The sequence below is a fragment of the Eubacterium album genome, from assembly GCF_025336545.1.
GTDB classification, from domain to species: Bacteria; Bacillota; Clostridia; order Lachnospirales; family Lachnospiraceae; genus Eubacterium_U; species Eubacterium_U album.
This window is the reverse complement of sequence record NZ_JAODBU010000001.1, coordinates 1-26,562: the sequence shown is the minus strand read 5'-3', so window position 1 is coordinate 26,562 and position 26,562 is coordinate 1. Positions and strand designations below refer to the sequence as shown.

The window sequence follows — 26,562 nt, the reverse complement described above, 5'->3', positions numbered from 1 at the left end:
CTTAAAATCATATAAAAAAGGTCCATAGGACCTTTAGGTTATTGTTACATGTGGACTTTGTATCACAGGCTGAATTTGTCGGCCCTGCAAAGCTTTAACTATTGTATCCTGCAGTAAATCAACATGTGCAGTCATGGAATTTGGTTTTGAAATATAATCATCCATTCCAAAAGGAACAAAATAAATATTTTTAGTATTTAATAAAATGCCTATATTTTTTAAATTCATTCCAAGTGCATCGTTTGTACTTAAACATATAACCAAAGGTTTGTTGTTTCTTAAATGTGCTTTACAGGCCATTAAAACAGGCGTATCAGAAATTCCATTTGCAAGTTTTGAAAGAGTATTACCTGTACATGGTGCAATAACTAAAACGTCAAACATTGATTTAGGACCAATTGGTTCGGCTCCTGTTATAGTAGTGATTGGCTCTTTATTGCTAAGTTCTTTTGCTAAATTTAAAAAATCTTCATGGTTTCCAAATCTACTGTCAGTTTTAGAAGCGTTATCTGAAAAAATTGTATAAAGATTTGTATTTGCTTCAGATAGACGTTTTAATTCGTTGAAAACTTTTTTGTAGGTACAGTAAGAACCGGTTATTCCGATTCCAATATTTTTATTATCTAAACTGTGATTCATTTTCTGCAGTCCCTTCTATAATTGATGATATGTTCTTTGCTATTAATTCGCCGGAACTTTTAGAGGCATATTTGCCGGGAAGTCCGGGACAAATGTGATATGTCAGGGAGAGAGAATTTAAAATATCTTTGTCGAATCCGTAAGGTGATGATGCTATATCAAATATAGTACAACTTTTCTGAAGTGTTTTAAGATTACTTATGGAGAGTATATTTTTAGGAATACAGTTAATAATTATGTCTATTTTTGATAAATTATTATTCTTTTTATTTATATCTAAAAAAGTAAAGTTTTTATTTAAACCATCGTTTATTTTTGACTCATTATTTTCATAAAAGAAAATATTAGAACCTACGTTGTTGAATAAATTACATATTTCGCTTCCACATTTTCCATAACCAAGAACTAAAATATTAGATGCTTTTAAAGAAAAATTAGTGTTACTGATTATATATCCTAAAAGTCCTTCTGCAGTATAAAATGCGTTGTTTCTGTAAAAGTCGGGAATATTTAAGATATCGATTGCTTTAATTCCTGAATTCATACAATGTGATACGACTGAACCTTTAAATCCTCCACCAAATAAAATCTGTCCCGGTTTTAATAATGAAATAAAAGTTGTAATTGGAAAACTTGTATAAAAATCACAATTTACATTTTCTCCATCTTTGGAAAAAGGAATTGATGCGACAATATATTTATATTCTGTAAGGTTAAAATTTGTTACAAGTTTAGCAGAATAATTATGAAAAATTAAATAATCATACAAATATTTCTGCTTATTCCCATTTGAAATAATTGCAAATGAATCCATACAAATCACCTTTTTTATTATATATGTTATTCTTATGGAAGATTGATAATGTTATAAGAAAGGGCATTTGCCACCGTCGGTTCAAATTGAATTGACAGGTATATTTTGCTTAGAGCCGGAGGTCCTAAAAGCAAAATATAGTTGAAAATTTAGAACTGTTACGAGTGGCAAGCAGCGCGAGCGTTATTTCGTTAACATTATCAATCTTCCATAATATATAAACTAAAATAAAAGCTATTTTCTATACATTAATTATATGTATAAAAATTTACAAGGTGATTATTTTAATAAAGTTATTTCTTAATCATTTATGAATAGACAATAACAATATTGTCGTAATGAATGGGAAATGCTATAATTATCGATAGCATACGGAAGTCATAAAGTACGTTTGTTATTTAAAAAAAGTAAGCAGATAAAAGAAGGTAAAATCTATTTTAATGCTGTAAATGAGACACAATTAAAAAGGAGATGGAGATGTTAAATAAGAAATTAAAAATGACAGCAACAGTTTTAAATATATTACAGGTAATTCCAATAGTAATATTAGAGATATTTTTATATATGATATTAACTTATAACAACAATGTAGCTTTAAATTATATTCCGGTAAGATTAATTGTTGCAGTAGAAATTGCGATAGTATTATGGATGTTAATTCCATTTTTTATAAAGAGAAATAAAGCCGGAGCAATAATATCTACAATAATGTCTGTTATTATGATTGTAATGAGCGTTGGAGCAGATATAGCAATTGGATTAAATCAAAAGACTATAAAAGGTATTTTTAAAGAATCGGAAAAAACAATAGATAAAATTGTAAACAACAGTAAGTTATCAACAGATGAATTTGGTGTATATATATTATCAGATGATGAGGCAAAGAATATTGAAGAGTTAAAAGATGATAAATTTGGATATATTCAGAAATTTGTAGGTGATGACAAAGACGAATTATTAAATAACATTAATGAAAAGATTAATCAGGATGGTAATTATCAGGAATACGATGATGTAATAACCATGACAGAAGCTTTATATAATAAAGAAACAAGAGCAGTTGTATTAAATCAGTCAATGATAGATGTTATAACATCTATGGGTGAAAAGAAAAATGATGAAGCTGATTATACTGATTTTGAATCGAAGGTAAAATGTATCTATACATATAAAGTTACTCATCAGGTTCAAAATGAAAATAAGAAGAAAGATATAACAAAGGAATGCTTTAATGTTTATATAAGCGGTATTGATACATTTGGCGCAGTAACAACAAAGAGCAGAAGTGATGTAAATATAATAATGTCAGTAAATCCACAGACCAGACAGATTTTATTACTTTCAACACCTAGAGATTATTATGTTCCTTTGTCTAATTCAAACGGAGTAAGAGACAAACTTACACATGCAGGTTTATATGGCGTAGATGTATCAATGGAAACATTAGAAATGCTTTATGATATTGATATTGATTACTATGTGAGAGTTAATTTTGACGGATTTAAAGATATTATTAATGCATTAGGTGGAATAGATGTTGATTCTGAATGTGCTTTCTCAGCAAAAGGATATAGCTATAGTCAGGGAATTAATTATAATATGAATGGCGATAAGGCATTAGTATTTGCAAGAGAAAGAAAATCATTTGCAAGAGGTGACGTACAGCGTGGAAAGAATCAGATGTCTGTAATTAAAGGTGTGATATCAAAATGTGCATCCCCAAGCATTTTGGATAATTATCAGAAAATACTTGAAAGCATAAGTGAAAGTTTTCAGACAAGCGTTAGCAAGAAAAACATTCAGAAATTTGTTAAATTCCAATTGGCAAATGGATACGAGTGGAATATTCAAAGTTATAATGTATCAGGTTCAGGACAGTCAAATTACACATATTCAGTTCCAAGTAATAGAGCTTATGTAATGGTTCCTAATGAAGAAACAGTAGCAAAGGCAAAAGAGTGGTTGAAGATTGTAACGGACGGTGGAGAACTAAAAGATGTAACTGAAGAAAATTAGTTTTAGGTACAAAAAGGATTGAAAATATGGAGAGAGATTATATTGGAAATTTAGGAGACAGAGATAATAAGCAGACAATAAAATTTATATCTACTAAGGCTAATACCCTTAAAGCCTTAAATGAAGTAATTAAATTAGGATATATTGAAGAAATGCTTATTATAACAGCTAAAGAATATCATCGTGATAAGAAAAAAACAGCTGATAAGATAATTGAAAAATTTAAAGGTGAAAAAATAGTTGTAAGAAGTTCATCTACAAATGAAGACTGTTTTGTAAAATCAAATGCAGGTCATTACACAAGTATTTTAGATGTAGATTCAACTAATGAAACAGCAATTATTAATGCAATAGATACTGTACTTAAATCATACACTTTAGATATTGATAATATTGAAGATGAACAGGTTTTAATTCAGCATCAGGCTGTAGATGTACTGTATAGTGGTGTTTTGTTTACTTATGATATTCAGGGGCAACGACCATATTATCTGATAAATTATGATGATAGCGGTTCTACGGATTCCGTAACAAGTGGAAAAGGCGGAAAGACTTTATGGATTGCAAGAAATACGGAACTTTCAGAGTTAAATACAGCATGGAAAAATCTTCTTGAATCAGTTCAGGAAATCGAAGATTTATTGAAAATACCATTAGATATTGAATTTGCAGTAAATAAGAAAAATGAAGTAATAATTTTTCAGGTTAGACCTTTGGTTGCAAATACAAAAAATAAGAATGCGATTAATGCCATTAATGATTTCTATAGTAAATTAAATGACGTAAAAAAGGATTATGATAGAATAGAATGCAGTCTTGACGGACAACCAATGATTCTATCTGATATGGCATTTTGGAATCCTTCAGAAATTATTGGAACAAGTCCTAGAAATCTTGATTATTCATTATATAGAGAAATTATTACATCAAGGGCATGGAATCAGGGCCTTGTGCCAATGGGATATAAGAAATTAGAGAAAGAACTGATGTACAAGATTGGTGTAAAACCATATATAAGTATACAATATTCGTTTTATTCATTAATACCTGCTGAGATTAGTGAAAAATTAGCTTTAAAACTTGTTGATTTTTACGTAAATAAATTGAAACAGGACACAACTGCTCATGATAAAATTGAATTTGAAATAGTTTATACAAGTTATGATTTTAATACAGAAAACAGAACAAAAGAATTACTTGAAAATGGATTTACAAGAGCAGAAAGAAATACAATTGTAGAGGCACTTCATAAACTTACTTTAAATACAATTGAAAAACACGGATTAATATCAATGAAAGATAATGCAGATATTAATCATTTGGAAAATGAAAGAAAAAGAATAGCATCTTTGGATTCAGAAACAAATAATATTCATAGAATATTAGAAGATATAACAGAACTTTTAGATGCCATAAAAAGTCTTGGTACACCACAGTTTACAAGACAGGCAAGAATGGCATTTATGGCAAAGTCATTCTGCAGTTCATTAGTAGAAGCAGGATGGTTTACAAATGATGAAATAGATGAGTTTATGAAATCAATTAATACTGTTTCATCAAAATTTGATTATGATTTCCACAAGTTTTCATTGGGGTTAATGTCTAGAAATGAATTTAATAAAATATATGGACATTTAAGAAGTGGCACTTATGATATTCGTACAGACAGTTATAATCAGATGGTTTTCAGACCGGTAACGGAGAAGAATAAAAACTACAAAGATAAGAATGTATCTAAAGGTTTAGATGAAAACAGGTTGAAAGAAGCACTTACTTCTATTGGATTTGATATTCATCCAAAGGAATTTAATAATTTCCTTGTTTCTGCAATTGAGGGAAGAGAATTTTTTAAATTCGAATTTACTAAATCTTTAAGTCTTGTAATTGATTTAATTCAGAATTTAGGTAAATTACTTGAAATTGACAGAAAAAGCCTGTCATATATTACAGTAGAGGATTTAAAGCATTGTAAGAAATTAAAAGTAGCTGAAATTAAAAAATATTTAACGGATACAATAGTAAATAATAGAAAAGAATATTATGATAAGTTAAACATCATTTTACCTGATGTCATTTTATCTAAGTTAGGTGTTTCGTTTATTCCTGTAAATGAGGCAAGACCAAATTTTATTACATCACAAAAAGTTGAGGGAGAAGTAGTAAATCTTGAAAGGGAAACAGATGAAGACCTTATGGATAAAATTGTAATGATTCCAAAGGCTGATCCCGGATATGAATGGATTTTTACAAAAGGAATAAAGGGATTTATAACAAAATATGGTGGAATGGCAAGCCATATGGCTATAAGATGTGCTGAGTTTGAAATTCCGGCAGCAATCGGATGTGGTGAAAAAATATATAATTATGCGGCATCTATGAACTACATGGAATTAGACTGTGCTAATGGAAGTATTAAAGAAGGGATGCAGTGTGAGGATTTGCGAGCACTGATTACTCAAAGAGAAGGCGTAAATCAATATGGAGATTCAACTGATGTATTAGAATCTGCATATATAAGATTTTACGAATTGCTTGGATTTATTCCACAGCCGGCTTCAAATCATGTTAAAAATGTAGGTAAATTATTTGAAAGACAATGTGATTTACTTATTGTTGTAGGTGGAGGAGCTCTTCCATGTAAATTTTATGACAGGCCTCATAACGAAGAATTACAGCCGCATAGAGACGCAATGGAAGAAAAATTAATAAGACATTGTATTGAGCAGGAAATTCCAATTATCGCAACTTGTAGAGGAATGCAGTATATGAATGCTTTGTTTGGCGGAAAGTTACTTTATCATCCTGATTTGCCGGTAGAAAGACCAAGAGGAGTGGATCACGAAGTATATCTTGTGGAAGAAGATAGAACAATTATAGTAAACAACTATCACAAGGACGTAGTTCCAATTGATGGATTAGCTCCGTGTTTTAAGCCTCTTGCAATTGATAAAGAAAATCAGACAATAGAGGCATTTGGTTCTGATGAAATGAAGATATTAGCTTTGCAGTGGCATCCTGAAAGAAAATTTGAAACATCGAATGCATTGGGAGAAACAAGAAAGTTAGTAGTTAATTTTATTCAGAAACATATCAAATAATAAATGCGATAAAAAGATAAAAATGTTATGTTTATAAATTTACAGTTTTTTTGACAATGCAAAAAAAACTTATTTTAGTGTATTTTTATCTGTAATTACATTCACATATAAAAAATGATACATATTTTAAAATATAAATACTATATTTATTATATTAAATATGTTAAATTACTATCGTAACAAAGTGTTACGAAAGGGTTTAGATTTTGAAAAGAAACAGGTTTTTAGAAAGATGTCTTTCATAAAACCTGTTTCTTTGTATTTACAAAAAAATGAAAGTTTTGCCTTATTGTGTTATAATTCTTAGAATAGACAATTAATAATGAATAAAGATTATGAAAAGATAAAATTTAAGGAGATAAATTTTGGAAGAGATATTAGAACAATGGAGCAAAACTTTTAATTTGAAAAATTTAAAATTGGTTGGATATCATGGCGGATATCCGATAATACAATTTGATAAAGAAGATAATATGAAATTACTTGCAATGAGTGAAAATGAAAGAAAAAGAATAATCAGAAATTGTGAGACACATGGTGGTATTGAACTTGGTGTTGGTTGGAATTTTGTAAGAACTGCCGTTTTAAGAATTAATGATGATTCAATTGTTATGGCCGGACATGAATATGTGTTAAGAAGAATGCTTGAAAAATTTATTTTATAAAGCATTTGATTTAACAGTAAAAGCATTGATATTTGACTAAATATGCCTAAAACAATGCATACTTGATGTTGAAATGGAAAAAAATTTATTGTATAATCTAATAATTATGAAAACGTTTATATTCTAAACGCTGGAGGACATACAAAATGGAAAAAGAAAACGTGAAAAGTGAAGTAACTAAAAACTTTATTGAATTGATTATCGACAAAGATTTGGAAGAAGGAAGATTTGATCATGTTCAGACAAGATTTCCACCTGAACCAAATGGATATCTTCATATTGGACATGCAAAGTCAATTCTTTTAAATTATGGTTTGGCTAAGAAATATAATGGTAAATTTAATATGAGATTTGATGATACAAATCCTACAAAAGAAAAGACAGAATTTGTAGAGTCAATTTTAAAAGATATAAAATGGCTTGGAGCTGACTGGGAAGACAGATTATTTTTTGCATCTAATTATTTTGATCAGATGTATGAGGCAGCTGTTAAGTTAATAAAAAAAGGTAAAGCATATGTATGCGATTTAACACCTGAAGAAATTAGGGAATATAGAGGTACATTAACTGAACCTGGAAAGAACAGCCCATATAGAGACAGAAGTGTTGAAGAAAATCTAGAACTATTTGAAAACATGAAGAATGGAATGTATAAAGATGGTGAAAAGGTATTAAGGGCTAAGATTGATATGTCATCTCCTAATATTAATATGAGAGATCCAATTATTTATAGAGTGGCTCATATGACACATCATAATACAGGAGATAAGTGGTGCATTTATCCAATGTATGATTTTGCTCATCCTATTGAAGATGCAATTGAACATGTAACACATTCTATCTGTACATTGGAATTTGAAGATCACAGACCTTTATATGATTGGGTAGTCACAGAACTTGAATACCCTAATCCTCCAAGACAGATTGAATTTGCAAAGTTATATTTGACAAATGTAATCACAGGAAAAAGATATATTAAAAAATTAGTTGAAGATGGAATTGTAGATGGATGGGATGATCCACGTTTAGTATCTATTGCAGCACTTAGAAGAAGAGGATTTACTCCTGAATCAATTAAGAACTTCGTTGAACTTTGTGGTATATCAAAGAGCAATAGTTCAGTTGATTATGCAATGTTAGAATATTGCATTAGAGAAGATTTAAAGACTAAGAAACCAAGAATGATGGCTGTATTAGATCCAATTAAGCTTGTAATTGACAATTATCCTGAAGACCAGGTTGAATGGTTTGATGTAGTTAATAACATTGAAAATGAAGAATTAGGAAGTAGAAAAGTTCCATTCTGTAAAGAACTATATATTGAAAGAGAAGACTTTATGGAAGAACCACCTAAGAAATATTTCAGATTGTTCCCGGGAAATGAAGTAAGACTTATGCATTCTTATTTTGTAAAATGTGTAGATTACGAAAAGGATGAAAATGGTAATGTTACTGTAGTGCATTGTACTTATGATCCGGAAACAAGAAGTGGTAATAACTTTACAGCACGTAAGGTCAAAGGAACAATTCATTGGGTATCAGCAAGACATGCTATTGAAGCTGAAGTAAGATTATATGAAAATATAGTTGATGAAGAAAAAGGAAAACTTAATGAAGATGGTTCTCTTAACCTTAATCCAAATTCACTTACAGTATTGAAGAAATGCTATTTGGAACAGGGACTTGCTGATGCAGAGCCTGAAGATAAATTCCAGTTTGTAAGACAGGGTTATTTCTGTGCAGATATTAAAGATTATACAAAAGAAAAACCGGTATATAACAGAATAGTTTCATTAAAGAGTTCTTTTAAATTACCTAAATAGAGCCAATAAAAGGTTGAGGAGGAGAAATCCTTTTCAACCTTTTATTAGTTTTAATTAAACAAAGAGAATTAACTTAAATTATATAAACAGACTTAGTTTAAATTATTCGCTATGAATTAATATAAAAATGTAAACAGATTAAAAAATGGAGAGAAGGAAGAATGGAAGAAAAATTATATACAATACCTGTAATGGATGCATTTAAGGTAGATTGTGAGTGCCCATTATGCAAAATGAGAGATGATATAGAAAACGATAATATAGCATTTGCCATGGGACCAAGTTACATGGAGGACTATATTAGATTTGAAACTGATGAAAAAGGTTATTGTTCCAGACATATAAAAAAATTATACGAATACAATAACAGATTAGGACTTGCTCTAATAATGGAAACACATTTAAAGAATGTAAAAAAGCAGGTTGATACGCTGTCTAAGGAGAAATCTTCAGGTGGATTATTTAAAAAGAAAGAAAAGAAGCCAATAACTGAATATCTGGATAAATTAAATGGAAGTTGTTTCGTGTGCGACCGTTTAAATGATACATTTGACAGATATGTTGCCACGATACTTTATTTATGGAAAAAAGAAGATAAAGATTTTTTAGAATTATATAAGAATTGTAAAGGATTTTGCTTTGAGCATTTAAATGCTTTACTTAAATATGCTGATAAAGAATTATCGGGAAATAAATTTGACGAATTTAATAAAATGACTATAGATATATTTGAACAAAATCTAGATAGAACAATTGAGGATGTAGAATGGTTTATAAAAAAATTTGATTATAGATATAAAGATGAACCATGGAAAAATTCAAAGGATGCATTAGTAAGAACAATGTACAAAACAAACGGTGTTACGGATGAAGAATGAAATAAATATAATTCTTTTACTTGTTATGAGGTAGTGAAAAATAATATAATAAAATAAGACTAATATGTATAGGAGTCGTTTTTATGAAATTAAGGAATGTTTTAATTGTTGTTAATGATATAGAAAAATCAATAATGTTATATCATGAATTATTTGGATTGGATGTAATACTAGATAATGATGGAAAATTAATAAACTTATGACAAATAGTTGGAGACAAAAAGTTATAAGATTTTATGATTTAGATGGAAACTTAATTGAAGTTGGGACAGAAGTTTAGAATTAAATTACGAAAGAGGTATTGAAATGAATATTACAGTTTATCTTGGGGCATCAGACGGAAATGATAAAACATTTAAAAGGGCAATTAAAGAATTGGGAACATGGATTGGAATAAGTGGCAACACACTTGTGTATGGTGGATCTAAAACAGGACTTATGGGAAAACTTGCAGACAGTGTATTAAATGCAGGTGGCAAAGTTATAGGAGTTGAACCACAATTTTTTATAGATGCAAAAGTTCAACATGAGGGATTAACCGAATTATTTATTACAAAAGATATGTCAGAAAGAAGAACTAAAATGATAGAATTAGGAGATGTATTTGTGGCTTTTCCAGGTGGTACGGGTACTCTGGAAGAAGTGTCTGAAGTTATGTGTAAAATTTCAATGAAACAGCTTAATAATCCTTGTATTTTATATAATTTGGATGGATATTATAACAGTTTAAAAGAATTGTTAAATCATATGATTGAAAAAGAATTTTCGTCTAAACAAAGACAGGAAGGAATTTTTTTCGCAGACAATTTAGAGGATATAAAGCAAATAGTAAATAATATATAAAAAATATATAAGCCTAAGAAGTGTATTTATTTTCATTGTGAATTAAATACACTTCTTTTTTGGCAATCTAGCTTTAGTATGGAAAAAACATGCAGTATTTAGCAAGGCATCAAAAGTATTCTTGAAAAAATTAAAGAATTATAGAAAATATAATATAAAGTATTGTCAAATCTGTGGAAAAATTCTATAATTTTTTGTGGCGAAAACTTACAATATGTCAATTAAAGAAGACTAATGATTGCAAGTGCTGATTAAGTAAAATATATATTAACGAAGGAGACTGAAATGAAAACAAGAATTGGTATTTTAGGTTATGGAAACCTGGGAAAAGGTGTAGAATGTGCAGTTAAAGAAGCTAATGATATGGAATTAGTTGCTGTATTTACAAGAAGAAATCCTAAGAATGTAACTATTTTAACAGAAAATGTTCCGGTATGTCATATTGATGAAGTTGCAGACTGGAAAGATAAGATAGATGTTATGATTTTATGTGGTGGTAGTGCTACAGATCTTCCTGTACAGACTCCACAGTTTGCTTCAATGTTTAACGTAATTGATAGTTTTGATACTCATGCAAGAATACCTGAACATTTTGCGGCAGTTGATAAGGCAGCAAAGGAAGCTGGAAAAATAGCAGTTATTTCAGTAGGTTGGGATCCTGGAATGTTCTCGCTTAACAGAGTTTATGCAAATGCAATTCTTCCAGATGGAAAAGATTATACATTCTGGGGAAAAGGTGTTAGTCAGGGACATTCAGATGCAATTCGTAGAATTAAAGGCGTTAAGAATGCAAAGCAGTATACAATTCCTGTAGAAAGTGCTTTAGAAAGAGTTAGATCGGGCGAAAATCCGGAACTTACAACAAGAGATAAGCATGAAAGAGAATGTTTTGTTGTATTAGAAGAAGGTGCAGATGCCGCTGCAGTTGAAAAAGAAATCAAGGAAATGCCAAATTATTTCTCAGATTACAATACAACAGTTCATTTCATTAGTGAAGAAGAATTAGAAAAGAATCATAGCGGAATGGCACATGGTGGATTTGTAATCCGTTCAGGAAAAACAGGAATGAATAAAGAACATAATCATATTATTGAATATAGCTTAAAGTTAGATTCAAATCCTGAATTTACTACAAGTGTTTTAATTGCATATGCAAGAGCTGCTAAGCGTCTTTATGATGAAGGACAGAAAGGCTGTAAGACAGTATTAGATATTGCACCTGCATATTTAAGCGAAATGAGCGGAGAAGAATTAAGAGCTCATTTATTGTAAAATATATTCGTACAAATTTCGAAATTTATTTTTTCGGTTACATTGTGAAAAATCTCTATAGACCTAGAATAGGGAGATTTTTTACGGGAAGATAACAAGAGGAGCCATTATAGTATGATACTTCTTAACTAGTCAGAATTATCATACTGTAATGGCTCCTTTATATTTTTTTATTATAAATTATTTAGATTTCATCAAGTTCATCATCTAAGAAATCAGTATCTTCAGTAGAAGTGTTAACATCACTCTTATCTGATGCTTTTTTTAAAAAAGAGAAATGTTCTTCAACAATAGCAGAATCTTTTTCGCTGTTATATTTATTGCTATTTAAAGAATCATTATTTACTTCGATATTATCAAATGTATCATCGTTTAATTCGTCATCAAGTTCATTAAATTCATCAGGTTCTGTAGCAGCCTGATTTTCTGAGGTATTATCTGAAATACTGCTTTTATTATCAAGCTCATCATCGGTAATATTAGATTCAGTATCATATTCTTCATCGTCAGTTAGACTTGATTCGGTATTATGTTCCGTAACATTTGGTACAGATTCTTCTTCAAATATGTCTGTGCCTTCTTCAGAAATATTTGTATCTTCAAATGAATCATCGTCCTGCTTTATATCATCAATGTCTTCGAAAATATGATTTTCTTCAGAAGGTATGTCATTGTTATCAAATGTTTCGTCATTAAATGAAGAAGCATCATCTTCCTCTAATTTGACAGATGAAACAAAATCATCGTTTTCAGAGTAATTTTCATCAAAGCCGTTATTTAAATCGTCAGATTCATCAACAAAGTCATCATCTAATGATTCAAAATCATCAATGTCACTATAATCTGTATCAACAAAATCATTTTCACTATTATAATTCTTTACTTTATCAATAACTTCAGATGTTTTATCCTTTGCAAAATCAACGGCATCATTGAATAAATCTTTAGCGTTGTCAATTCTTTCTTCACCAACAAAATCTGTGATTTTGTCTTTTGCATCACTTGCTTTATCTTTAGCAAAAGTAGCAGCATCAGTTACTTTTTTTACAGCAGAATTATATTTTTCTTCGCCAACAGCATCTACAATTTTTTCTTTAGCAGAATCAGCAGCTTCTAATACTTTATCAGCAGCATTATTAGCCATTGATTTAGCTTTGTTAGAATTAAATGTAATTGTTATTTTCTGAGTCCCATTTTTGTTAGAATTTGTTTTAATATCAAAAATCTTTTCGTCATCAAAGTCTTCAAAAATATCATCTTCAGTATATTTTTCCTCTTTGCGCTTCTTTAAATAAGATACCCCTCCAACAGCAGCGCCAATAACAGCGGCTGAACCAACTAATTTTTTAAAAAATCCCATAATACAGTCTCCTTTCGTTGTCAACATTTTAATATAATTATATAACTATTTTGGACTAAAATAAAGGAGAAATACATTAAATAATGTAAAGAAATTATGACAATTTTAATATTAATTATTAAAAAAAGAGGACATAATGTCATAAGTTATTGTGTGAGTAAAAAGTGAGTAAATATAAACTTATGTATATTACATACGCTAAAAAAATAGAATGTAATAAATTTACATAAATATCTATATTGAATGTGAATAATAAAAATGATACTCTACCTATTAGATTAGTTAAATATTCGTAAGAAAAGAGGAAAAACAAATGAAAATTACAGAGAATGGAAAAAATACTCTAATAAATGAACTTAAAGATTTTGATTTGGAACAGACATTAGAATGTGGTCAGTGTTTTAGATTTTATAAGTTAGATAAAGAAGAATATGTTATTGTTGCAAAAAATAAAATGCTTCATATAAAACAAGATGAAAATCAACTTATATTTTATAATACTTCAAAGGAAGATGTAGAAAATATATGGATTAATTATTTTGATTTGGATAGAGATTATAATGAAATTAAAGAATATTTGTTGAAGAAGGATAATAAGTTAGAAAGCGCAATTAAAGAAAAATATGGTGTTAGAATTTTAAATCAGGATTTCCATGAAGTTCTAATATCTTTCATTATTTCACAAAACAAACAAATACCTCAAATCAAGCAAGTTGTAAAAAGAATAAGTGAACAATATGGTGAATATCTTGGTGATGTAAATGGTGAAAAATACTATAGTTTCCCAAATCCTGAAAAGTTAGGAGAAATAACAGAAGAAGCATTTAGGGAAATGAAGTCCGGATTTAGGGCACCTTATTTATATGATGCATCACAAAAGCTTGCTTCAGGTGAAATAAATGAAGAATTATTTGCAAATCTAAATGAAGAAGATGGAAGAGAATTATTAAAGTCAATAAAGGGAGTGGGAGATAAAGTTGCAAACTGTGTTTTGCTATTTGGACTTGGATATAGAAATGCATTTCCTATTGATGTTTGGATTAAACGTATAATGGAAGCCATTTATTTTGGAAAAGAGACAAGTAAAGAGGAAATACAAAAATTCGCATCTAATCATTATGGTGAGTATGGAGGCTATGCACAGCAGTATTTATTCTGCTTTGGAAGAGATGCTAAAATTGGAACGAAAACAGATAAAAAGAAGAAAAGTGACAATAAAAAATAAAAATAAGGGGTTGCATATTTGAAATAATTGATATATTATTAGGTTATTGGGTTAGCACTCAAAAAGAAAGAGTGCTAACAAGCTGAAAAGGAGGTAGTTTTAAATGAAATTAGTACCATTAGGAGACAGAGTAGTATTGAAACAGGCTGAACCTGAAGAAAAGACACAGTCAGGAATTATTTTAACAACACAGTCACAGGAAAAACCACAACAGGCAGAAGTAATTGCTGTAGGTCCCGGTGGAGTTGTAGACGGTAAAGAAGTAACAATGCAGGTTAAAGCCGGAGATAAAGTAATATATTCAAAATATGCAGGAAATGAAGTTAAATTAGATGGCGAGGAATATATTATAGTTAGACAGAACGATATTTTAGCTGTAGTTGAATAGCTTCAATATCATACTTATGAATTGAAAATTTGAATGGAGGTTATAAAAATGGCTAAAGAAATTAAATTTGGAGCAGATGCCAGAGTTGCATTAGAAGCTGGAGTAAATCAGTTGGCAAATACAGTAAAAGTAACACTTGGACCTAAGGGAAGAAATGTTGTATTAGATAAATCATATGGTGCACCACTTATTACTAATGATGGTGTAACAATTGCTAAAGAAGTTGAATTAGAAGATGCATTTGAAAATATGGGTGCACAGTTAGTTAGAGAAGTTGCTACTAAGACAAATGATGTTGCAGGTGATGGAACAACAACAGCTACAGTTTTAGCACAGGCTATGATTAATGCAGGAATGAAAAATTTAGCTGCAGGTGCTAACCCAATTATTTTAAGAAAGGGTATGCAGAAAGCTACAGATGAAGCTGTTAAGGCAATTTCAGAAATGAGTAGTAAGGTTACAGGTAAGGAACAGATTGCTAAAGTAGCTGCAATTTCAGCTGGAGATGAAGAAGTCGGAGAAATGGTTGCAGATGCAATGGAAAAAGTTTCTAACGATGGTGTAATCACAATTGAAGAATCAAAGACAATGAAAACTGAGCTTGACCTTGTTGAAGGTATGCAGTTTGACAGAGGATATATTTCAGCATATATGGCAACAGATATGGAAAAGATGGAAGCAAACCTTGATAATCCATATATTTTAATAACAGATAAGAAGATTTCAAATATTCAGGAAATTCTTCCAATTCTTGAACAGATTGTACAGAGCGGCTCAAAGCTTTTAATTATTGCTGAAGATGTAGAAGGTGAAGCTCTTACAACATTAATTGTTAATAAACTTCGTGGAACATTTAACGTGGTTGCAGTTAAGGCTCCTGGATACGGTGACAGAAGAAAAGAAATGTTAAAAGATATTGCAATTCTTACAGGTGGTCAGGTTATTTCAGAAGAATTAGGCTTATCACTTGCTGAAACTAAGATTGAAGACCTTGGTCGTGCTAAATCAGTTAAGGTTCAGAAAGAAAATACAATTATCGTTGATGGCGAAGGAAATTCTGAAGAAATTCAGGGAAGAATCGCTCAGATTAAAGCTCAGCTAGCTGAAACAACATCTGATTTTGATAAAGAAAAATTACAGGAAAGACTTGCTAAGATGGCAGGTGGAGTTGCAGTTATCAGAGTTGGTGCTGCTACAGAACCTGAAATGCAGGAAAAGAAACTTCGTATGGAAGATGCTTTAAATGCTACAAGAGCTGCTGTAGAAGAAGGAATTATTTCAGGTGGTGGTTCTGCATATATTCATGCATCAAAGAAAGTTGCTAAATTAGTTGATACATTAGAAGGCGATGAAAAGACAGGCGGACAGATTATTCTTAAAGCTCTTGAAGCACCATTATTTACAATTGCACAGAATGCCGGACTTGAAGGTTCAGTTATCGTAAATAAAGTACGCGAATCAGAACCTGGAAACGGATTTGATGCATATAATGAAAAATATGTACAGATGGTTGATGCCGGAATCCTTGACCCTGCAAAGGTTACAAGAAGTGCATTACAGAATGCAACAAGTGTTGCTAGCACATTATTAACAACAGAATCGGTTGTTGCAAATATAAAGGAAGATGCACCGGCTATGCCTGCAAATCCGGGAATGGGAATGATGTAATTAAATAAAAATTGTATATAAATATATTTTATATCTTAAGAAGTGCTGACTTACATATGAATGTTTTGTCAGCACTTCTTTTTTTGACCACAATATTAAAATATGCTATGATATACGAATACTTAAAAATTTATGAAAAGGGTTTAGAAATAAAAACAATAAGAAATTATGGAGGGAAAACAAAATCATCTTCATATTTAAATAATGCAATCAGTGTTCCTGATAAGCCGGGAGTTTCAATTACTAATGCATGTTCAGTTGTGCTAAGTGGTAAGGGTGGAATTGATAATGTTGTAAATAATGCAGGTGCTTATGCTCTATTCTCAGGAGATATAAGCAGGGTTATGTCTTATTGCAATGGTAATGCAGTTGCTGAACCAAGATTACAGAAATTCATTACTATGACAACAGTAAACGGTGTGCCAAAAAAGAAAGTGTATACAGGTAAAAATATTACATTTAACAATATTGAAATCACATATAGAGATGTAACTTTAAGAGAAGGCATTGATTATACAATAACATATAAAAATAACAAAAAAATCGGTAAAGCCACAGTTAAAATTAATGGAATAGGTATTTACAAGGGAACACAGAATGTTACATTTAATATTGTTCCTGCAAAAGCAAATATTAAGGCAAAAGGCTTGAAGAACAAAATTAATGTAAAATTATCGAAGATTAAAGGTACATCAGGTTTTGAAATAGTATATTCTTTAAAGAAAAATTTCAAGAAAAAACATATAGTAACATGTAAGAAAAATAAATATACAATCAAGAAACTTGCAGGCAAAAAAACATATTATGTAAAAGCCAGAGCTTTTAAGAAGAATAATAAAAAGAAAATTTATGGAAGCTTTAGCAAGACTATAAAGGTAAAAGTAAAAGCGTAGAAGTAAACAAAACTAGTACTTAGAATTTAATCATAATTAAATCTTAAGAAATTGAGTGACGGAATTTAAAAATCATTAGATATTCTATAATCAAATAGAATGTGTTTTAGAAAAGGAGCAGAAAATGTACAACATATTAGTATGTGATGATGACAAAGAAATCGTAGAAGCGATTGATATTTATTTATCAAAAGAAGGTTATAATGTAATTAAGGCTTACGATGGATTAGAAGCAATTGAAAAATTGAAGTCAAACGAGGTACAGCTTCTATTAATTGATGTAATGATGCCTAAGCTTGATGGATTAAGAGCTACTTTAAAAATCAGAGAAAACAGTAGTATACCTATTATTATTTTATCGGCTAAATCAGAAGATTCAGATAAAGTAGTAGGACTTGATGTGGGAGCGGATGATTATATTACAAAGCCGTTTAATCCGTTAGAGTTGGTTGCCAGAGTTAAATCACAGATACGAAGATATACACAGTTTGGAAATATAGCTGAAAAGAAAAGTAATACATATGTTGTTGGAGGTCTTGAGATTGATGATGACAGAAAAATGGTTACGGTTGATGGTGAACCTGTAAAAGTAACACCATATGAATATAACATTTTGCTTCTGCTTATCAAGAATCCGGGAAGGGTTTATACAATTGAGCAGATATATGAAAGTGTTTGGAATGAACCTGCAATTTCTGCTGACAACACTGTAGCTGTTCACATAAGACACATTCGAGAAAAGATAGAGATTAATCCAAAAGAACCAAGATACTTAAAAGTAGTTTGGGGTTTAGGATATAAAATCGAAAAAATGTAGGAGTGTACCTTATGAAAAAATGGAAAACAATTTTTAATGTTTTAATTGCCATAGGAATTGTGGGAATATGTTATTCTTCTATGTACTTCGAGTTTAACGATAAAACTATAATGTCCAGAAATGAGGCAATGAGAAATTACAATAATATTGTTGAATCATCATTTTCAGCATTGTTATCAGATGTTGGAAATATTGCAACATATTATGATAAATATGGTAAAGATGAAAATGCGGTATTGCCTAACTCCAGTTATACTATAAAGCAATTGATTGAAATGTATGATAAACAGGATATTTCATCAGAGTATAATATGGGTGACTATTATGGAAATAGTGATTATTATGATAATGGCAGATATGAAGACGACAATAATGCATATAGTGATTATTTAGAGTATTCAAGTGATTATAATTTACAGGATTTTATGGATAGAAATCCTGAATATAGTTCAACTGAAAGTAAAGCAATTTTTAATTTCTTTTGTGATTATTCACTGTATAAATATTCGAGTAAGTATATGAATAATATAGATTCAAATGTATCGTACAAGATTTCGTATACCGATGTAGATGGGCAGCATATAGAATATAATACACAGGATGCCGAGAAGATTCTTACATCAAATGAATATAAAGAATATTTTTTGTATGACCAGTTGAACGATATAAAAATCTGTACTTTAGATAAACAGTTTTTTACAGCTGAAATATTTAACAGCAAGTGTAAAACATTTACAGATTACAATGATTTATATGTTTTAATGGCTGTTAATACAACATACCCATATGATACTAATTTAAGTTATTATGTAAAAGATGTAGTTACTTCAAAAAAGGAAATTTTAAAATACAACATAATGATTGTTATTCTTGGACTTAGTTGTGTGATTGCAGGTATAGCAGGTATTGGACTTGCTATTACAACAGGCAAGAATAAATGGAAGGAACCGGCATATTTATATACTATTGATTATTCATGGTGGGATTTAGTTGCAGTATCAGGTTTTGTTGTGACCTTAATTATTAATGCAGCATCCAGAGGTTTTTATACTGATGAAATTGATAATGTAATTAATCAAAACATTCTTAAAATAGTTTTATCAGCAATAATTTTTGTATGCTCAGAAATTATCGTTCAATTTGTAATGAGTATTATACGTAGATTAAAAGCAAAATCCCTCATTAGAACAAGTCTGCTTTATATTGTATTTAAGAAAAGCGAAGCGTTGTGGACTAATTTAAAAACAACGGTTAAAGTTATTATTTTTATGATAGTGATTATTACAGTCGCTTTAATAGACAGTGCGATTTATAGCATATTTTATTCTTTTGGTTTATTAGTTATAGCATTGCTAATAGAAACAGTAGCTTTAGCAGTTGTATTGTGGAAGTTTTTGGTTGAATATGAATTTATAAATGAAGAAACAGATAAGATTGCAAGCGGAGATACAAAAAGAACGATAAACGAAAAGCTTTTTTTTGGAATTAACCGTAGAATGGCACATAGTGTAAATAGTATTGGAATGGGAATTGATAAGGCAGTTGATCAGAATGTTAAGAATGAACGTATGAAAACAGACCTGATAACTAATGTATCACATGACATTAAAACACCTCTTACATCAATTATTAACTATGTTCATTTGTTAGATCAGGAAGAACTCGAAAATGAAAAGGCACAAGGATATGTAAAGATTTTGGAAGAAAAATCAAATCGTTTGAAGATACTTGTAGATGATTTAGTTGAAGCATCTAAGTTAAGCTCCGGAACAATTAAATTGACAAAAACAAAGATTAATCTTACAGAACTTATCAGACAAAGTTTAGGTGAATATGAAGAAAAATTTGAAGATAAGAAACTAAATATTGTTACAAATTTTCCTGAAGATGTAGTTTATATTTTTGCTGATGGAAGAAAAATGTGGAGATTATTAGAAAATCTTTATGGAAATATTTACAAATATGCTTTGGCTAATACAAGAGTATATATTGATGCGAATATTGTTGGCTCAAAAGTAAGAGTTGAAGTTAAAAATATTTCTGAGAGTCAGTTGAACTTTAACAGTGATCAGTTAACGGAAAGATTTATTAGAGGTGATGTTTCAAGAAGTACTGAAGGTAGTGGATTAGGATTATCTATAGCACAAAGTATAGTTGAAAATCACGGTGGAACATTTGATATTATTTTGGATGGAGATTTATTTAAAGTAATATTTGTAATGGATTTAATTAAATAAAAAGTTTTTTCCTAATAAGAAATGTGATAAAATAAGTTTATATGTTATCATAGATATAGTTATGATAAGAAATGATTTAACAAAGCAGATTTGGAGCAATCATATGAATATAAATGAATTGAAGGGCATTGGAGAAAAAACAGAAAAAGTATTTAATAAAGCAGGCATTCATACAACGGATGACCTGCTTAAATACTATCCAAGGAATTATGATATATATGAAATGCCGTTGTGGATACGTGATTTTAAATGTAATCAAATATGTGCGGTTAAAGCAATAGTTTATAAGCAGATTGAAATCAGACGTGTTCGTAATTTACAAATTGTAACAGCATATTTACAGGATGATACTAAAAATGTTATTCGGGCAACGTGGTTTAATGCAGCATATCTAAAGAACACATTAAAACCAGGATCAAGTTTTGTATTTAGAGGTATGGTTAAGGAGAATAGAGGAGCGTTTGTTTTAGAACAGCCAAAAATTTATAAGATAAATGAATATAAAGAATTGTTAGATAAAATGCAACCTATTTATCCTCTAGTTTCGGGTTTAACTGAAAAAATGGTTACAAAAGCGGTTGTGCAGGCTATTAAAGTTGAATTGCCGGTTAAAGAATATATGCCAGGTGCGGTACTTAAAGAGAGAGGTCTGATTGATATAAATAAAGCATATATGCAGATTCATTTTCCTAAAAATAAAATGGAGTTAAAGCAGGCGAAGGACAGAATAATTTTTAATGAATTTTTTGATTTTACATATTCACTTAGAAAATTTAAAGATAGTGATAAAGATAATGAAAATAGGTTTGTTATAAATAATTCAGAAGTAATTTCAACGATAATAAATGATTTGCCATATAAACTGACAAATGCACAGCTTAGAACATGGAATGAAATTGAAAAAGATATGTCCGGTTCTAAAGTAATGAATAGACTGATACAAGGAGATGTAGGTTCGGGAAAAACGATAGTTGCAACATTGGCTCTTATAAGTGCATCATTAAGTGGATATCAGGGAGCAATAATGGTACCGACTGAAGTTCTTGCAAGACAACATTTGGAAAGCATTAATGAATTAATTGCAGAAAATGAACTAAATATAAATACCGTTTTACTTACAGGTTCAATGAAAGCAAAAGAAAAAAGAGAAGCATATGCAAAAATAGAAAGTGGAGAAGTGTCAATTATTATTGGAACACATGCATTGATTCAGGATTCAGTTAATTATAAAAATTTAGCATTAGTAATAACTGATGAACAGCATAGATTTGGAGTAAGACAGAGAGAATCTATTGCAAATAAAGGTTCAATGCCACACATAATTGTAATGAGTGCAACTCCGATTCCAAGAACTCTTGCAATTATTATGTACGGAGATTTGGACATATCAATTATTGATGAATTACCAGCGAACAGATTACCAATCAAAAACTGCGTTGTTGGTACAAATTACAGACCGAATGCTTATAAGTTTATAGAACAACAGGTAGTACAAGGCAGACAGGCATATATAATTTGCCCGACTGTTGAATTTAGCGAAGCTATTGAAGGTGAAAATGTAATTGACTATTGCGATACATTAAAAAACATATTTCCACCATATATAAACATAGAATATTTACATGGAAAAATGAAGCCTGCAATGAAGAATGAGATAATGGATAGATTTGCTAAAAATGAAATACAGATATTAGTATCAACTACGGTGGTTGAAGTTGGAGTAAATGTCCCTAATGCTACAGTTATGATGATTGAAAATGCAGAAAGATTTGGACTTGCAGGGCTGCACCAACTTAGAGGACGAGTAGGAAGAGGAAAATATCAGTCGTATTGCATTTTTATTAATGCCTCAGAAACAAAGAAAGCTTCTGAGAGACTTGAAATACTTAATCATTCAAATAATGGATTTGAAATAGCCAACGAAGACCTTAAATTACGAGGTCCGGGAGATTTCTTCGGTGTAAGACAAAGTGGTGATATGGAGTTTAAACTAGGTGATATTTACAGTGATGCAAGCATTTTAAAAACTGCAGCTGATATGGTAAATAGAATTGAAGATGGCGAAATTGAAGTGTCAGATGAAGAAAAACAAAGGCTTGATGAATATATAGACAAATATATATATTCAAGTGGCTTGAATATTTAAATTACTATGGTATAGTTAAATGTTGAATGGCATTTAAGTAATTATGTATTATGTTATTTATTAAAATAAAGAAAAATATCGGCAGTAATTTGTGCATATAAATAAATTGGAGGTAACACAATGAATATTGTAGTTTTATGCGGTGGAACAAGTACAGAAAGAGAAGTATCGTTAAATTCAGGTTCAATGGTGTGTGATGCTTTAAGAAGTATTGGACATAATGCTGTGCTTTTAGACGTATTTTTTGGAAATGAAAATAAAAATCTTTTAGATGTAAGTGGTTTTGATGTACAGGCTGAAAAGGAAAAATTACAGAAATTATCAAAAGATGTTGATAAAGTAAAGAAAGAAAGAAAAGGCTTCTTTGGTGAAAATGTATTTGAAATATGCCAGCAGGCAGATATTGTATTTATGGCTCTTCATGGTTCAAATGGAGAAGATGGAAAATGTCAGGCTGCATTTGATCTGCATGGAATAAAGTATACAGGAGACGGAAGTGTTGCAAGTGCATTAGCCATGGATAAAAGTATTACAAAGCAGATATTTATGGCTCAGAATGTATCTACTCCAAAAGGAATATGGATAAAAAAAGGTGAAAGTACAAATTTAAGTGATTATGGAATGAAGATTCCGGTTGTAGTTAAAGCAAGCAATGGCGGCTCTAGTGTAGGAGTAGTTATTGTAAAAGATGAAAAAGATTACGATGCAGCTTTAAAAGAGTGTTTTGCATTAGAAGATACAATTGTAATTGAAGAATTTGTTGAAGGAAGAGAATTTTCTGTAGGTGTTGTTGATGGAAAGGCTTTACCGATAGTTGAAATTATTCCAAAAACAGGATGGTATGATTACAAGAATAAATATCTTCCGGGTGCAACAGAAGATGTATGTCCGGCACAAATTAATGAAGAACTTACAAAGAAAATGCAGAAATTGGCAGAGGAAGCATGTAAAGCACTTGGAATAGTAACTTATTCGAGAGCAGATGTTTTGATGAAAAAAGATGGCTCAATGTATTGTATAGAAGTAAATACTTTACCGGGAATGACAGTTACAAGTCTTGTGCCACAGGAAGCAAGAGCAATGGGAATGGAATTTCCACAGCTTTGTGAACATTTGATTAATGTTTCAATGAAAAAATATAAGTAAAAATTAAGGAGAAAGTTGAGTTAATATTGCTATTTGAAATAAATTCAATAAATAATACAGTATAATAAACGTATATATTTAATATTAAATCAACAGGAAATATTGATGAAAAATATGACAATTGAAAACATTACAAAGGCATGTAATGGTAAGTTTTATGGAGATAAATCATTATTAGACAAAGAAATAACAGGTGTTGAAAAAGATAGCAGACTAATAGAAGAAGGATATTTATATATACCTTTTGTTGGTAATGTTGTGGACGGACATAAATTTATTCCACAGGTTTTTGAAAAAGGTGCGCTTGTAACATTGTCAGAAAAGATTCTGGAAACAGAAGAATATCCTTATATTAAGGTAGAGTCTACAGCGTTAGCATTAAAAGAAATTGCGACATTTTACAGAGAACAACTTGACTGTAAAATAATTGGAATAACAGGAAGTGTTGGAAAGACAAGCACAAAGGAAATAATAGCGTCTGTTTTAGAACAGAAATTTGATGTCCTAAAAACACAAGGTAATTACAACAATGAAATCGGAATGCCTTTAACAATACTTAAAATAAGAGAAAATCATGATATCGCTGTTATTGAAATGGGAATTAGTGATTTTGAGGAAATGCACAGATTGTCTGCAATTTCAAAACCGGATGCGTGTGTTATAACAAATATTGGTACATGTCATTTGGAAAATTTAGGAGATAGAGATGGTGTATTTAAGGCAAAAACAGAAATTTTTGATAACCTTAAGGAAAATGCATATGTAGTTTTAAATGGTGATGATGACAAGTTGTCACAAATAAAAGATGTAAGAGGAGTTAAGCCTGTTTTCTTTGGAATAGAAACAGATAGAGATGTTTGTGCAGTTAAATATCAGTCATTAGGAATTGAAGGAACAAAAGTTACAATAAGATATTTTGACGAAGAGTTTGAAACAATAATACCAATTCCTGGTCATCATATGATTTACAATGCGATGGCTGCTTCATGTTTTGGAAAACATTTTGGGATGACAACAGAAGAAATAGATAAGGGTATTAGAAGTCTTAAGGCTATAAGTGGAAGAAATAATATTTTCCATACAGATAAATATGTTGTTATTGATGATTGTTATAATGCTAATCCTATGTCCATGAAAGCTTCTTTAAGCGTATTGAATGAAGCAAATACCAGAAAAGTAGCAATTCTTGGAAATATGTATGAATTAGGAGAAAATGAAAAACAACTCCATAGAGAAGTTGGAATGCATGCTGCAAATCTTGGCATTGATGTTGTTATATGCATAGGTGAATTAGCAAAAAATATTGCAGATGCTGCAAAGGAAAATAATAAAAATATTAAAGTGCTTTATTTTGAAACAAAAGAAGAATTTGAAAACAAAATGGATGACATATTAAAAGAAAATGACTCTATTTTAGTAAAAGCTTCAAACAGCATGAAATTTAAAACAATAGTTGAAAAATTGTCATAACAGTTTATCTTTAGCAGATTGACGGATTTAGAAAATATGTATTATCGGAATTTTACATAAAATAATTTATAATTGAAAGGTAAAAAAACATATGGAAAAAATTGTTTTAGAAAATGAAGAATTGTACGTGGAAATTAATTCTGTTGGTGCTGAATTATCAAGAATTAAAAACAAGAAAAATGACAAAGAATATTTATGGAATGCAGATGAAAAATATTGGAAAAGACATTCACCTGTTTTATTTCCTTTTGTTGGAAGCTTAAAAGACAAGAAATATAAGTATGATGGAAAAGAATATTCTATGGGACAGCATGGGTTCGCAAGAGATATGGAATTCCAACTTCTAACTAGTAAGTCAGATGAAATATGGTTTGTCTTAAATGCATCTGATGAAACAATTGCAAAATATCCTTTTATTTTTTCTTTAGAAATTGGGTATAAATTAGAGAAAAATAATATTAAGGTAATGTGGAAAGTTAAAAACAATGATACAAAGGAAATGTACTTTTCAATTGGAGCACATCCGGCTTTTTATTGTCCTATTAATGATGGTGAAGAACAAAGTCAGTGTTATATTAAAACGGATTGCAAAAATGAATTTACATATTTCAAAATTGCCGAAGGTGGTGTAAAGGATACAAGTGCAACATATAAAATAACTGTTGATAATAAAGGAATATTTAATATAACAAAAAATATGTTTGACGATGACGCTTTAATTGTAGAGGATAATCAGATTCATAGTCTTTCATTATTAGATTCAAATAAAAATGAATATGTAAAAGTTGAATTTGATATGCCACTTTGTGGTATTTGGTCTCCTGCAAAGAAAAATGCTCCATTTATCTGTTTAGAACCATGGTGCGGTAGATGTGACTCTAAGGATTTTGATGGAGAATTACAGGATAGAGAATACGGAAACAAATTAAAACCATCAGAAGAATTTGAAAATGGATATTCAATAACAATTTATTAAATTATTTTGCAAAAAAGTTCCAGAATAATATTGTAAAGTTATCATTTTGATGCATATTATATTAAAAAAGAGAGTGTGAAAGTTTTTCTGTAAATTAATATTTAAATATAATTAATAGGCCTTCTATGATAAAATTTATTATTATAGGAGGCCTTAATTATGGCAAGAGAAAGAAAAAAAGTACACAA

22 protein-coding genes are annotated in these 26,562 nt (G+C 30.0%); 19 read left to right on the top strand and 3 right to left on the bottom strand.

From position 1 onward, the window contains the following. Positions 1 to 33: 33 nt before the first annotated feature. The gene (locus N5B56_RS00105) at positions 34 to 639 is read right to left on the bottom strand and encodes a dipicolinate synthase subunit B (RefSeq protein WP_260978024.1); all 606 of its coding nucleotides are present in this window, start codon (positions 637 to 639) and stop codon (positions 34 to 36) included. Beyond that, the gene (locus N5B56_RS00100; RefSeq protein ID WP_260978023.1) at positions 620 to 1,453 is read right to left on the bottom strand and encodes a dipicolinate synthase subunit DpsA; all 834 of its coding nucleotides are present in this window, start codon (positions 1,451 to 1,453) and stop codon (positions 620 to 622) included. The genes N5B56_RS00105 and N5B56_RS00100 overlap by 20 nt, the downstream gene beginning before the upstream one ends. Positions 1,454 to 1,930: 477 nt before the next feature. Here N5B56_RS00100 and N5B56_RS00095 point away from each other — a divergent pair, with 477 nt between their 5' ends. The 9 genes from N5B56_RS00095 to N5B56_RS00060 all read left to right on the top strand — a co-directional run bounded on the left by N5B56_RS00095 (position 1,931) and on the right by N5B56_RS00060 (position 12,048). Beyond that, the gene (locus N5B56_RS00095; protein WP_260978022.1) at positions 1,931 to 3,469 is read left to right on the top strand and encodes an LCP family protein; all 1,539 of its coding nucleotides are present in this window, start codon (positions 1,931 to 1,933) and stop codon (positions 3,467 to 3,469) included. 26 nt (positions 3,470 to 3,495) lie between these two features. After that, on the top strand, positions 3,496 to 6,567 hold the full coding sequence (locus N5B56_RS00090) for a gamma-glutamyl-gamma-aminobutyrate hydrolase family protein (RefSeq protein WP_260978021.1): 3,072 nt from the start codon (positions 3,496 to 3,498) through the stop codon (positions 6,565 to 6,567). A gap of 365 nt (positions 6,568 to 6,932) precedes the next feature. Further along, positions 6,933 to 7,232, top strand: a complete 300-nt coding sequence (locus N5B56_RS00085) for a hypothetical protein (protein ID WP_022089517.1) — start codon at positions 6,933 to 6,935, stop codon at positions 7,230 to 7,232. A 146-nt stretch (positions 7,233 to 7,378) separates the two neighbouring features. Beyond that, the gene (locus N5B56_RS00080) at positions 7,379 to 9,055 is read left to right on the top strand and encodes a glutamine--tRNA ligase/YqeY domain fusion protein (protein WP_022089518.1); all 1,677 of its coding nucleotides are present in this window, start codon (positions 7,379 to 7,381) and stop codon (positions 9,053 to 9,055) included. A gap of 161 nt (positions 9,056 to 9,216) precedes the next feature. After that, positions 9,217 to 9,933: a DUF6062 family protein gene (locus N5B56_RS00075; RefSeq protein WP_022089519.1), complete on the top strand. Its 717-nt coding sequence runs from the start codon at positions 9,217 to 9,219 to the stop codon at positions 9,931 to 9,933. A gap of 83 nt (positions 9,934 to 10,016) precedes the next feature. Beyond that, positions 10,017 to 10,136: a VOC family protein gene (locus N5B56_RS13425; protein WP_022089520.1), complete on the top strand. Its 120-nt coding sequence runs from the start codon at positions 10,017 to 10,019 to the stop codon at positions 10,134 to 10,136. After that, positions 10,133 to 10,213 (top strand): hypothetical protein, encoded by an 81-nt coding sequence (locus N5B56_RS13420; protein WP_346432176.1) that lies wholly within the window; start codon positions 10,133 to 10,135, stop codon positions 10,211 to 10,213. The genes N5B56_RS13425 and N5B56_RS13420 overlap by 4 nt, the downstream gene beginning before the upstream one ends. Before the next feature lie 26 nt (positions 10,214 to 10,239). Continuing rightward, the gene (locus N5B56_RS00065) at positions 10,240 to 10,776 is read left to right on the top strand and encodes an LOG family protein (protein ID WP_260978020.1); all 537 of its coding nucleotides are present in this window, start codon (positions 10,240 to 10,242) and stop codon (positions 10,774 to 10,776) included. 285 nt (positions 10,777 to 11,061) lie between these two features. Continuing rightward, positions 11,062 to 12,048, top strand: a complete 987-nt coding sequence (locus N5B56_RS00060) for a diaminopimelate dehydrogenase (RefSeq protein ID WP_022089522.1) — start codon at positions 11,062 to 11,064, stop codon at positions 12,046 to 12,048. Between the two features lie 184 nt (positions 12,049 to 12,232). On the opposite strand, the gene N5B56_RS00055 is transcribed toward N5B56_RS00060, so the two are convergent. Beyond that, entirely contained in the window at positions 12,233 to 13,408 is a 1,176-nt protein-coding gene (locus N5B56_RS00055; protein WP_260978019.1) for a hypothetical protein, read from the bottom strand. Between the two features lie 313 nt (positions 13,409 to 13,721). Here N5B56_RS00055 and N5B56_RS00050 point away from each other — a divergent pair, with 313 nt between their 5' ends. The 10 genes from N5B56_RS00050 (at position 13,722) to N5B56_RS00005 (ending at position 26,374) form a co-directional block, all read left to right on the top strand. Further along, a complete protein-coding gene (locus N5B56_RS00050; RefSeq protein ID WP_260978018.1) occupies positions 13,722 to 14,633 on the top strand; it encodes a DNA-3-methyladenine glycosylase family protein in 912 nt (303 codons plus the stop codon). A gap of 103 nt (positions 14,634 to 14,736) precedes the next feature. Then, positions 14,737 to 15,021 carry a co-chaperone GroES gene (gene groES, locus N5B56_RS00045; protein ID WP_022089525.1) on the top strand — a complete coding sequence of 95 codons (285 nt, stop codon included), beginning with the start codon at positions 14,737 to 14,739 and terminating at the stop codon, positions 15,019 to 15,021. Between the two features lie 48 nt (positions 15,022 to 15,069). Then, positions 15,070 to 16,689: a chaperonin GroEL gene (gene groL / locus N5B56_RS00040; protein ID WP_022089526.1), complete on the top strand. Its 1,620-nt coding sequence runs from the start codon at positions 15,070 to 15,072 to the stop codon at positions 16,687 to 16,689. 56 nt (positions 16,690 to 16,745) lie between these two features. Then, positions 16,746 to 17,582, top strand: a complete 837-nt coding sequence (locus tag N5B56_RS00035; RefSeq protein ID WP_260978017.1) for a hypothetical protein — start codon at positions 16,746 to 16,748, stop codon at positions 17,580 to 17,582. A gap of 124 nt (positions 17,583 to 17,706) precedes the next feature. Continuing rightward, positions 17,707 to 18,399 carry a response regulator transcription factor gene (locus N5B56_RS00030; RefSeq protein ID WP_117909305.1) on the top strand — a complete coding sequence of 231 codons (693 nt, stop codon included), beginning with the start codon at positions 17,707 to 17,709 and terminating at the stop codon, positions 18,397 to 18,399. Positions 18,400 to 18,410: 11 nt separating this feature from the next. After that, complete coding sequence (locus tag N5B56_RS00025; protein ID WP_260978016.1) at positions 18,411 to 20,636, top strand: sensor histidine kinase; 2,226 nt, start codon at positions 18,411 to 18,413, stop codon at positions 20,634 to 20,636. 103 nt (positions 20,637 to 20,739) lie between these two features. After that, the gene (recG, locus tag N5B56_RS00020) at positions 20,740 to 22,782 is read left to right on the top strand and encodes an ATP-dependent DNA helicase RecG (protein WP_260978015.1); all 2,043 of its coding nucleotides are present in this window, start codon (positions 20,740 to 20,742) and stop codon (positions 22,780 to 22,782) included. 120 nt (positions 22,783 to 22,902) lie between these two features. Beyond that, positions 22,903 to 23,928 carry a D-alanine--D-alanine ligase family protein gene (locus N5B56_RS00015; protein WP_260978014.1) on the top strand — a complete coding sequence of 342 codons (1,026 nt, stop codon included), beginning with the start codon at positions 22,903 to 22,905 and terminating at the stop codon, positions 23,926 to 23,928. A 105-nt stretch (positions 23,929 to 24,033) separates the two neighbouring features. Next, positions 24,034 to 25,398 (top strand): UDP-N-acetylmuramoyl-tripeptide--D-alanyl-D-alanine ligase, encoded by a 1,365-nt coding sequence (locus N5B56_RS00010; protein ID WP_260978013.1) that lies wholly within the window; start codon positions 24,034 to 24,036, stop codon positions 25,396 to 25,398. 91 nt (positions 25,399 to 25,489) lie between these two features. After that, entirely contained in the window at positions 25,490 to 26,374 is an 885-nt protein-coding gene (locus N5B56_RS00005) for an aldose 1-epimerase family protein (RefSeq protein WP_260978012.1), read from the top strand. Positions 26,375 to 26,562 lie beyond the last annotated feature (188 nt).